Raw genomic sequence first — 11036 nt, forward strand, 5'->3', positions numbered from 1 at the left:
TGGCGGGGCGGGGGCCGCCGGGTGTCCGAATGGCGGGCACGGGGTGGGCACATGGGGGCTCGAACGCGCGTAGGCTCTTGTCCGCCGCCTTTCGCGAGGGTGATCGAGGGAGCCGCATGAGCGAGTCGTTTGTCCATCTGCACGTCCACACCGAGTACTCCATGCTCGACGGTGCGGCCCGGTTGAAGCAGATGTTCAAACAGGTGGGTGATCTGGGCATGCCCGCGATCGCGATCACCGACCACGGCAACATGCACGGCGCCTACGACTTCTACAAGCAGGCCACCGCCGCCGGGATCAAGCCGATCATCGGCATCGAGGCGTACGTGGCGCCCGAGGCGCGGCAGAACAAGAAGCCGGTCCTGTGGGGCGAGCCGCATCAGAAGAAGGACGACGTCTCCGCCGGTGGCTACTACACCCACATGACGATCTGGGCCCGTAACCGTACGGGCCTGCACAACCTGATGAAGCTCAGCTCGCGCGCCTACACCGAGGGCTTCGTCCGCAAGTGGGCGCGGATGGACGCCGAGGTGCTCGCCGAGCACGCCGACGGCCTGATGGCCACCACCGGCTGCCCCTCCGGCGAGGTGCAGACCCGCCTGCGCCTCGGCCAGTACGACGAGGCGGTCCGCGCGGCGGCGAAGTTCCAGGAGATCTTCGGCAAGGAGAACTACTTCCTGGAGGTCATGGACCACGGCCTCGACATCGAGCGCCGGGTTCGTGACGGCCTGACCCGGGTCAGCGCCGACCTGGACATCCCGCCGCTGGTGACCAACGACTCGCACTACACCTACGAGTCCGACGCCACCGGCCACGACGCGTTGCTGTGCATCCAGACCGGCAAGCAGCTCGCCGACCCCGACCGGTTCCGCTTCGACGGCAGCGGCTACTACATCAAGACCGCCGACGAGATGCGGGCGATCCACCCGAACGAGGAGCTGTGGCAGGAGGGCTGCCGCAACACCCTCCTGGTCGCCGAGCGGGTCGATCCGGAGGGGTTCTTCGGGTTCCGGAACCTCATGCCCACCTATCCGATCCCGGACGGCATGAGCGAGGTGGAGTTCTTCCGCTCCCAGGTCTGGGAGGGCATGTCCCGCCGCTGGCCGGAGGGCTTCGACGAGACGCACCGCACCCAGGCGGAGTACGAGATCGGGATCATCGAGCAGATGGGCTTCCCGTCCTACTTCCTCGTGGTCGCCGACTTCATCATGTGGGCCAAGGAGAACGGCATCCGGGTCGGGCCGGGGCGAGGGTCGGCGGCGGGCTCGCTGGTGGCCTACGCGCTCGGCATCACCGACCTCGACCCGCTCCCGCACGGACTGATCTTCGAGCGGTTCCTCAACCCGGACCGCGTGTCCATGCCCGACGTCGACATCGACTTCGACGAGCGTCGGCGCGGCGACGTCATCCGGTACGTGACCGAGAAGTGGGGCGCCGACAAGGTCGCCATGATCGCCACCTTCGGCACCATCAAGGCGAAGGCCGCCATCAAGGACGCCGCACGCGTCCTGGGCTACCCGTACGCGCTCGGTGACAAGGTGTCCAAGGCGTTCCCGCCCGCCGTCATGGGCAAGGACATCCCGCTGTCGGGCATCTTCGACGCAGACCATCCCCGCTACAACGAGGCGGGCGAGCTGCGCAAGCTCTACGAGGAGGATGTGGACGTCAAGTCCGCGATCGACCTCGGCAAGGGCCTGGAAGGGCTGATCAGGCAGACCGGCGTGCACGCGGCGGGCGTCATCATGTCCGCCGAGGTGATCACCGACCATATCCCGATCATGCGCCGCGACTCCGACGGCGCGATCATCACGCAGTTCGACTACCCGACCTGCGAGACGCTCGGCCTGCTGAAGATGGACTTCCTGGGCCTGCGCAACCTGACGATCATCGACGACTGCCTGAAGATGGTCGAGGGCAACACCGGCGAGATGATCGACCTGCTCAAGCTCCCGCTCGACGACCGCAAGACGTACGAGCTGTTGGGCAGGGGCGACACCCTGGGAGTGTTCCAGCTCGACGGCGGCGGCATGCGCTCGCTGCTGCGGCTGATGAAGCCCGACAACTTCGAGGACATCTCCGCCGTGGGCGCGCTCTACCGGCCGGGTCCGATGGGCGCCAACTCGCACACCAACTACGCGCTGCGCAAGAACGGCCAGCAGAAGATCGAGCCGATCCACCCCGAGTTCGAGGAGTCGCTGGCCGAGATCCTCGGCACCACCTACGGCCTGATCGTCTATCAGGAGCAGGTCATGGCCATCGCGCAGAAGGTCGCCGGGTTCTCGCTCGGCAAAGCCGACCTGCTGCGCCGCGCGATGGGCAAGAAGAAGAAGGCCGAACTGGACAAGCAGTTCGCCTCCTTCGAGCAGGGCATGAAGGACAACGGCTACAGCGGCGTGGCGATCAAGACGCTGTGGGACATCCTGCTGCCCTTCTCCGACTACGCCTTCAACAAGGCGCACAGCGCCGCGTACGGCCTGGTCTCCTACTGGACCGCCTATCTCAAGGCCAACTACCCCGCCGAGTACATGGCCGCGCTGCTCACGTCGGTGAAGGACGACAAGGACAAGTCCGCCCTCTACCTCAACGAGTGCCGCCGGATGGGCATCAAGGTCCTCCCACCGGACGTCAACGACTCCGACTTCGACTTCACCCCGCGCGGCACCGACGTCCGGTTCGGACTGTCGGCCATCCGCAACGTGGGCGGCAACGTGGTGGACGGCATCATCTCCGCCCGCCGCGACAAGACCCGGTTCACCGACTACAAGGACTTCCTGCGCAAGGTCCCGGCCACGGTCTGCAACAAGCGGGTCATCGAGTCGCTGATCAAGGCGGGGGCGTTCGACTCCTTCGGCCACGTCCGCAAGGGCCTGGTCATGGTGCACGAGCAGTCGGTGGACGCCATCATCGACATCAAGAAGAACGAGGCGATCGGCCAGGACTCCCTGTTCGGGGCGGTCGAGGGCGTCGAGGACCAGACCTTCGACGTGCAGATCCCGCCGGGGGAGTGGGACAAGAGCACGGTGCTGGCCTTCGAGCGGGAGATGCTGGGCCTGTACGTCTCCGACCACCCGCTCCTGGGCGTGGAGCACATCCTGTCGCAGGGAGCCGACTGCTCGATCGCCGCCCTGCAGGCCGACGAACGCCCGGAGGGCCAGGTCATCACGGTCGGCGGCATCCTGTCCGGCCTGCAGCGCAAGGTCACCAAGAAGGGTGACACGTGGGTGCTCACCCAGCTTGAGGACCTTGAGGGCTCGATCGAGGTAATGATCTTCCCGTCGTCCTACCAGCTCTGCTCGACGATCCTGGCCGAAGACGCCATCGTCTTCGTCAAGGGCCGCCTGGACAAGCGGGAAGACGTCGCGAAGATCATCGCGATGGAGGTGACCGCCCCCGACCTCACCCAGGAGGCGGGCGGCCCCCTGCTGGTGAGCCTGGCCCTGGCCCGCTGCACCCCGCCGCTGGTCGGACGCCTCAAGGAGGTCCTGTCCACCCACCCGGGCACGACAGAGATCCACCTCCAGGTCCACAACGGCCCCAAGACCACCGTCCTGCGCCTCGACGACCGGCTGCGCGTCTCGCCGTCCCCGGCCCTGATGGGCGACCTCAAACAACTCCTGGGCCCGGCCTGCCTGGGAGCCTGATCACCTTGGTCGGGGGACCCGCCCGGGTCCCCCGACCAGGTAGGGCAAGCCCCCTCCACCCGCCCGTGTGCCGGCCACCTCCCCGTGCCGCACCCACCGAGCGCACCCCCATCCCACCGCTCCAGCACCGGCCAGAAGCCCCCGCCCTTCGGCAAGGCGACCGCGCCATCGCCCCGGACGCACCACCACCGGCCCCGTTCTCCGGGCCGGTGCTCCGCCCTTCGGCCGGGTGGCCGCGCTGACGCACGCCCAGTGGGCCGCGCTGCGCTCTGACGCCCCTTTCCTGGCGCGGGCCGCCGCGCAGCACTTCAACGCCCTGTCGGGAAGCCTGCTAAACCCGACACCCACCCACGATCGGAGTCCCTGGATCGGACTGCGAGGCTCAGCCGAGCGTGAACGTCCTGGCGCGGGTACGGCGCCGGCTGGGAGGGTGGACCTCATGATGGAAGACTTGAGGGACGCCGAGCGCCGGCTCCAGGCCGCGCAGCTCGCTGGAGATGTCGAGGCGCTGGATCGGCTGCTGGATGATCGGCTGATCTTTACCTTCGGTGCGAACGTTGCGACCAAGGCGGACGACCTGGAGCTGCACCGCACTCGGACGCAGGTGATGACGAGGGTGGCCGAGGAGGAGTTGACCGTGCTCGCCGATGGGCGCACCGGGGTGACGTGGTTTCTCGGCACCGTCGAAGGGACCGTCTCCGGTGCGCCGTTCGCGGCCAGGATGCGCTACACCCGTACTTGGCTGTACGACGACACCCACGGCTGGCGAATCATCGCCGTGCACGCCGGCACAACCGATTGACATAGCCGACACGTTGTCCGACGACCGGCCGGCCGGAAGGTCGGCGGCGAGGTTCGACCGCCCCGGGGGACGGGCCGACGCTGGGAGCCAGGCCATCCCGGCAAGATCAAGGACTGGATCTTGGTGTCCCAGCTCCGGCCCATGCACGAAAAGGATCAAAGCCAGAGGGATCAGAGACACCCTCTTGGCGATGTTCAATGCGCTGAACTCACGAGGCGAACAGGCGTTGAGACGCCGAACCCACGTGAGTTCCCGCTGAAGAACCTTCAGTTCGCGAGAACCGGGCCTTCGCGGCTTCCCGCTCGCCGGGTAGCCCCGGTGCATTGCTGGACCGAGGCCCCCTCAGAACCGTGCGGGCCACTCATCGCGGCACACGGCTCAAGCAAGCCCCGAAGGGCGGTTCAGATTCGCTGTGCTGGGCTCCTGCGACGCCGGGCGAGGTAGCTCCGGTGGCAGGAGGCGTGAACAAGGCGGGTCTGGTCACCGTCCGGCGAGCCGGGTCGCCCGTGATGCACGAGATGGTCGGCGGCTATCGCGCGGCGGACGACGTGCAGCCACCATCGCGTCCATTGATCGGGGGACTCGGGCGGCTGGTCGGCGGTCAGCAGGTGGTCTCCGCAGAGCGGGCAGCGCGCGTCCTGCCTGGTGAGCAGGCGCAACGTATACCGATCGAGCGGAGGCTCGACCCGCGTGCGCCGTTTGGCCCAGTACTCGGCCAGGGCGGGATCATCGGGGGATGCCCGGCCCAGGACGAGGGTGTGCCGGACGATGCTGGTCCAGGCGAACTTGGGCAGGTAGGCGCCCGTGTCCGGGTCGCCGAACACCCACCGGTCGTTCCTGAACTTGTTGAACCTGCCGAAATGCCGGTCGACGATCCAGCGCGTCGGCTTGTTCGGGTGGTTGTAAGTGGCCCACTTGAAAGTGAGCTGCCACACGTAGTGGTCCAGGGCGGCGAACGTCCTGGACGACACCACGCTGCGGTAGTAGGCGGCCCAGCCCCGCACGATGGGGTCGAGCCGGGCGATGACCGCCTTGACATTCGAGCCGCGCAGGCTACGCGTCTCGGTCGCCAGCCGCAGCTTCAGCCGCCTGACCGCCGTGCTGCTCGGCATGGTCAGTGTCTTACCGTTGGGGTAGCGGCGGATGTGGAAGCCCAGAAACTCCATCCCTTCGCGGAGGTGGACGATGCGGGTCTTGTCCTCGTTGAAGACCAGACCCCTGGGCTCCAGCCACTCGGCAAGTCGCGCCTTGACCTGGTGGGCCTGCTGCTGGCTGTGGCAGAGCACGATCATGTCGTCGGCGTATCTGACCACGATCGGGCAGCCCGCCACCGTTTCCCCGGCCCGTGAGCCGGTGCGGTAGCGGACCCCGGCGGCCTCCTCCAACCCGTGTAACGCGATGTTCAGCAGACACGGTGAGATCACGCCACCCTGGGGTGTCCCCTCGTCAGTGGGTGAGAATCCCTTGCCTGCCTCGAACATCCCGGCCTTCAGCCAGTCCCGGATCATGTCCCTGGCGGGGAAGGATCCGATGGCCTCCAGCAGTCGGGAGTGGTCGATGTGATCGAATGCCGCCGCCAGGTCCGCGTCCAGCACCCAGAGCCGTTTCGCCAGCTTCTGGCTAGTGGCCTGGAAGATGGATTCGATCGCGTCCTGGCAGCTCCGGCCCGGTCTGAACCCATAGGATCGGGGCTCGAACCGGGCCTCCCACTCGGGTTCCAGCGCGTTACGGATCCGTGCCTGATGACACCGGTCCATGACCACCGGGATGCCGAGCGGGCGCAGCTTCGCCGCGTTACCGGCTTTCGGGATGTGTACCCGCCTGACCGCGCGCGGGTTCCAGGAGCCCATCGTGGCGTGCACGCGCATCGCCACCTCGGCCCTGGCCCCGGAGGTCAGCGCGACCTCCCCGTCGATGCCCGCGGTCATGCGGCCAGCATTGCGCTGCGTCACCTGGCGCACGCTGATGAGCGTGTTGGCTCGGCTGCGCAGCATCAGCTTCTGCAGGTTCCTGGCCTTGGGCCAGTCCCCTTCTTGAACCGCCTTGAAGATTCTGCTCCGCAGCCGTCGTACCTGCCCCTCCTGGTTGCGCCAGTCGATGCGTTCCCATCGATCGGCGTCCATGTCCAGGGGCAGGCCCTCGGGTCCGTTCACCATGCGGCGTCCAACTTGTCCCTCGGTGCCGGCGGATCCGGCGCTTGGTCGTCAAAGGCTCACCTGCCCACGTCAGCTCCCTTTCGGGCCGGGCACCAGGCCCGGTATCCGGCCGGTTATCCGAGACCATCCGCTGGAGGAGCGACTCTAACCGTCTCGGTTTCCCGCTGCCTTTCGGCCACCGGCGTTCGCTTCTTGGGCATCCTGTTCCCGCCGGGGAGTTCAGCTCTCCTTGCGGTCGGCCTACCACGCCCGACCATCCGGGCGCGGACCCCGACGGGGTTTCCATGTTCCGCGCGCGCGAGACACGGCTGGGGCCGGGCGTCCTCTGCACCCCGGGGACGGCGGTGTTCCCACGGCCGGAGACCCTCTCCGACCGCCGCCTGCCGTCTCTCAACGGCTGGTCCCTGGCACTCCGGTCTGGCCTTCCGTCCCGGAGCGTTGACATAACGAGGCATCAGCGAGGATTCACGATCATTCGCCCCTCCCAGCCTTCCTCTCACCTGTGGCCACCGGACGGACGGCGGCCCTTGGGCTTTCCCCTGAGCTTCGCACCCCGCAGTTACCCGCGACGCACGTCAGAGTGAGGACAGGTCTCGAACACTGACCTGGACTACGTTCCCGACATGATCGATCTTCCTTCAACGCAGTCACTCGCCACGCGCGACCTCATGTCGCAAGGATCCATGCCACCAGACGCAAAATAACGCTGTGTAACTGGCCGTGCGTGCCTTGACCATGGGTTTCTCCGTGAGTCCGGCCGCAAGGCAGCGAAGCGCTATGTCTCTGGCGCGTCGCGTCGCAATCGCGCCTGTGGCGGCCCGCCGGTAGACCGGTAGGACAGCCACCTGCGCGAACGCGGCGGTCACGTCCACGCGAACGGGCTCCGGTCCCGCAGAATTGAATGTTTCTGCGGATCGCGCGCTTTGCGATTCAAGGGATGGGCCGGGGATGAAGGTTGCCACGACAGGTTGTGACCTTGGAGGCTCTCCTTACCGAGGCGTGCGACCTTCCAGGAGTGCCCTGTGATCATCGAGGACCTGTCCGAGCCGGAACTCGCCCTCTGGGAGGCGTTTCCCGCAGCGCGTCCCGTGGATCTTCCGGGCACTCCCGTTCGGGCCGCGATCATCGCAAGGATGTTGCTCGGCGCCCAGGAACGCGTTGCCGGGCAGACGCCCGGCATGCACCTGTCCGGCGCCCGGATCACGGGCCGATTGGACCTGTCGTACGCCGAAGTACAGCACCCTCTGATCTTGACCGCGTGCGAGTTCGAGGAAGCACCGGTCTTCACCGGAGCCCGCACCGGTCTGGTGGACCTCGCGGCCTCCCGGGCACCCGGACTGCAGGCTGTGGACGCTGTGATCGGCGGGGCACTGCGCCTGGAAGGCTGCGAGATGGCCGGCCCGATCCAGCTCGCCGGGGCCCATGTGTCCGGGACGCTGGATCTCAGCGGCGCAGTGACCCACGCACTTCAGGCCATCCACGCCGACGGCCTGATCGTCGACCGTGATCTTCTGTGCGCGAACGCCGTCCTCGACGGTGAGTTACGCGTCGTCGGCGCCAGGATCGGCGGGACGATGAACCTCGACGGCGCACGGGTCGGGCGGTCAGGCGGCTTCGGCCTCACCGCCGAGGGGGTCGTCATCGACGGCGGGTTGTCGTGTGCCCGAGGTTTCCGTTCCTGGGGGGAGCTGAGCGTGCAGGAGGCCCGGATAGGGCGCCGATGCGTCTTCAGCGGAGCCCGGCTGTCCAACCCGGACGGCATCGCCCTGAACGCGGAGAGACTCAGTGTCGAGGGCGGGCTGCGCATCGATGATGGCTTCTCGGCCGAAGGTGAAGTCCTGCTGCGCGGAGCCCGCGTGGCCGGGTCGCTCCGTTTCGCGCAGGCGAGCCTCGCCAATCCGGGAAGACGCGCGCTGAACGCGCCACTGATGGAGATCGGCAGCGGACTTCGGCTCACACCAGGTTTCGCGGCGAACGGAGAGGTCTTCCTGGACTCCACCCAGGTCCGCGGATCGGTCAACCTCGACGGCGGGACGTTGTCCAACCCGGGTGCGACGGCGCTTTCCCTGCGTCGGCTGGGGGTCACCGGCAGGCTCAGCTGCGGCGAAGGCTTCCGTGCCGACGGGGAGATCGTGCTCATCAACGCCCGAATCGAGGGCGGTTTGGCGTTTCACGGTGCCGCCCTCAGTAATCCCGGCGGGCGGGTTCTGTCCCTGTGGGAGGTGATCGCGGGCGGGGGCATCGACTGCTGCGAAGGCTTCGCGGCCACGGGAGACGTCTCGATCAGGAACTCCCAGATCGCCGCCACACTGTGCCTCGCGGAGACCACCATCGACGGTGACCTGCACCTTCGTGGTGTAGAGGCGGCTTCGCTGAAGATCGGGCCCCAGACGCAACTGCTGCGGGCCGTCGACCTTCGCCACAGCCGGGTCGGCGTACTGGATGACGCTCCCAGCCGGTGGCCTGCTCACGTCCTGATGAACGGCTTCACCTATGACAGCCTGGAGGCTCCCCTGCCTGTCCAGGAGCGACTCGACTGGCTGGCCGGGGAGGACTACCAGCCTCAGCCCTATGAGCAATTGGCCGCCGTCTACCGCTGGCAGGGGCACGATGAGGCCGCTCGCGACGTGCTGCTGGCCAAACAGCGTCGCCGCCGCTCGGGGCGGCGGCTCGGGGCACGGCTGTGGGGAAGTGTGCAGGACTGGACCGTCGGGTACGGCTACCGCCCCTTCCGCGCCGCGCTCTGGCTCGCCGCCCTTCTCCTGATCGGCACGGTCGTTTTCACCGCCCACCAGCCGCCGGCCTTCAAGCCAGGCGAGGCTCCCCCCTTCAACGCCTTCCTCTACACCCTGGACCTGCTCCTCCCGATCATCGGCTTCGGGCAGGAGAGCGCCTTCGGCCCGCGCGGCGCACAACAGTGGCTCGCCGCGGCGATGATCGCTGCGGGGTGGATCCTCGCGACGACCATCCTGGCAGGCCTCACTCGCGCGCTCTCGCGCCAATAACGCGACCAGAACCGATCACCTTGACGCCATTCCTTCGGTGGTGAGTGTCAGTGACGTCTAGCGGACCTGCTCGCCGAGCCAGTCCTGGAAGGTGAGCAGGCCAGGAAAGTCCTTGCGCAGCTTGGCGAGGTCGGCATGGTAGCCGCTCTCGGCGAACCATTCGAACAGCCTTTCCTTGAGCGGCAAGGGGACGAGGCGCGTCGGCACTCCGGTGACCCTCTCGTAGATTCCGGCCACCTCGGCGAAGGTCAGCTCGTCGCCGGCGATCTCTAGTTCCACGCCCAGGTAGTCGTCCCGGTGGTCGATGACCTGCGCGGCGATTCGGCCGATGTCGTCGGTGGCGATCAGCTGCATCGGCCGGTAGGGGAGCACCGGGAGCTCCATCAGCCGTTCCCCTCCGGCGTCGGCGTCGGCGTCGGCGTAGTGCAGCAGGTTGTCCATGAAGAACACCGGCCGCAGGATGGTCGCGGGCAGCCCCAGGGCGCGGATGTACGCCTCGATCGCCGCCTTGCTCTCGAAGTGCTCGATCCCGGTGTGCCGCTCGGCACCGCCGACCGAGCTGTAGACCAGGTGCCCGACCTCGGCGTCCAGTGCGACGTCGGCGACGCGCATGCCCTGCCGTACCTCGGCCTTGAGGGTTTCCGGCTCATACGCCAGTGCCTGCATGCTGAACACGGCGTCCGCGCCTCGCATGGCCCGCTCCAGGGACGCGGGATCATCCAGGTCGCCGACCACGAGTTCGGCACCGGTCAGCCGGGCGGCGGCCGGGCTGCTCGGGTCGCGGACCAAGGCACGGACCTGCCAGCCACGCCTCAACAGGTGACGCGCGGTGGCGCCGCCCTGCTGGCCGGTGGCGCCGATGACCAGGGCCACGCTCATGCCGTCACCACCGGGGTGGTCTGGGCCAGCGCGATCCGCCAGGGGCCGTCGTCTTTGACCAGCACGAAGGTCAGCGCTCCCGTGCGGCCGTCGTGGACGTGCTTGATCAGGTCGACCAGCGCGACGTCCGGTCGCAGGAACGTGATGTCGAGAAGCTCGTTCCTGGTCAGGACGTCCTTGAGCGGGGTGCGCAGCGCCTTGGCCATGACCTCCCTGACCTGGTCGCGGCCGCGCAGCCGGATCCCGGTGAAATTGACCAGGGCCACCTCATCGGTCAGCAACCCGGTGAAACCGGCCACGTCGCTCTGCAGATCTTCGGCGTCGCGGACGACCTGCTCGATCGCCTCGATATCGGGGTTCATGTCGTATCTCCTCAATTTGCGGAGCGATTCGCTCCGCCATGAGACTACGCCGGAGCGAATCGCTCCGCAACTGCTAAAGTGTGCGGCGATGACCACACGCAAAGACATCGCCGAACGCAACGACCGCACGTTGCTCCAGGCCGCCCGCGACGTGCTCGCCGAAGACGGCGCGCACGCGTCCGTCGCCGCCA

6 protein-coding genes are annotated in these 11036 nt (G+C 67.6%); 3 read left to right on the plus strand and 3 right to left on the minus strand.

Going from position 1 to position 11036, the window contains the following annotated elements:
- The first annotated feature begins 116 nt into the window (after nucleotides 1-116).
- Both dnaE and P3X83_RS30165 read left to right on the plus strand, forming a co-directional pair.
- Nucleotides 117-3641 carry a DNA polymerase III subunit alpha gene (gene dnaE / locus P3X83_RS30160; protein WP_277308656.1) on the plus strand — a complete coding sequence of 1175 codons (3525 nt, stop codon included), beginning with the start codon at nucleotides 117-119 and terminating at the stop codon, nucleotides 3639-3641.
- A gap of 439 nt (nucleotides 3642-4080) precedes the next feature.
- Nucleotides 4081-4443 (plus strand): nuclear transport factor 2 family protein, encoded by a 363-nt coding sequence (locus tag P3X83_RS30165; RefSeq protein WP_277308657.1) that lies wholly within the window; start codon nucleotides 4081-4083, stop codon nucleotides 4441-4443.
- Between the two features lie 401 nt (nucleotides 4444-4844).
- Here the strand turns inward: P3X83_RS30165 and ltrA are convergent, their stop codons facing one another.
- Nucleotides 4845-6599, minus strand: a complete 1755-nt coding sequence (ltrA, locus tag P3X83_RS30170; protein WP_277308658.1) for a group II intron reverse transcriptase/maturase — start codon at nucleotides 6597-6599, stop codon at nucleotides 4845-4847.
- Between the two features lie 1022 nt (nucleotides 6600-7621).
- On the opposite strand from ltrA, the gene P3X83_RS30175 reads away from it, so the two are divergent.
- Nucleotides 7622-9604, plus strand: coding sequence for a hypothetical protein (locus P3X83_RS30175; RefSeq protein ID WP_277308659.1), 1983 nt, complete (start codon nucleotides 7622-7624; stop codon nucleotides 9602-9604).
- 57 nt (nucleotides 9605-9661) lie between these two features.
- Here the strand turns inward: P3X83_RS30175 and P3X83_RS30180 are convergent, their stop codons facing one another.
- A complete protein-coding gene (locus P3X83_RS30180) occupies nucleotides 9662-10483 on the minus strand; it encodes an NmrA/HSCARG family protein (RefSeq protein ID WP_277308660.1) in 822 nt (273 codons plus the stop codon).
- Nucleotides 10480-10845 (minus strand): SgcJ/EcaC family oxidoreductase, encoded by a 366-nt coding sequence (locus P3X83_RS30185; RefSeq protein ID WP_277308661.1) that lies wholly within the window; start codon nucleotides 10843-10845, stop codon nucleotides 10480-10482. Before P3X83_RS30185 ends, P3X83_RS30180 begins: the two co-directional genes overlap by 4 nt.
- Nucleotides 10846-11036: the final 191 nt, after the last annotated feature.

Origin of the sequence: Spongiactinospora sp. TRM90649, assembly GCF_029382225.1 — a bacterium.
Taxonomy (GTDB): domain Bacteria; phylum Actinomycetota; class Actinomycetes; order Streptosporangiales; family Streptosporangiaceae; genus Spongiactinospora.

Excerpts from the sequence above, each read along its gene's own strand:
- dnaE (WP_277308656.1), top strand. The coding sequence starts at position 117 with ATGAGCGAGTCGTTTGTCCATCTGCACGTCCACACCGAGTACTCCATG.
- P3X83_RS30165 (WP_277308657.1), top strand. The coding sequence starts at position 4,081 with ATGATGGAAGACTTGAGGGACGCCGAGCGCCGGCTCCAGGCCGCGCAG.
- ltrA (WP_277308658.1), bottom strand. The coding sequence starts at position 6,599 with ATGGTGAACGGACCCGAGGGCCTGCCCCTGGACATGGACGCCGATCGA.
- P3X83_RS30180 (WP_277308660.1), bottom strand. The coding sequence starts at position 10,483 with ATGAGCGTGGCCCTGGTCATCGGCGCCACCGGCCAGCAGGGCGGCGCC.
- P3X83_RS30185 (WP_277308661.1), bottom strand. The coding sequence starts at position 10,845 with ATGAACCCCGATATCGAGGCGATCGAGCAGGTCGTCCGCGACGCCGAA.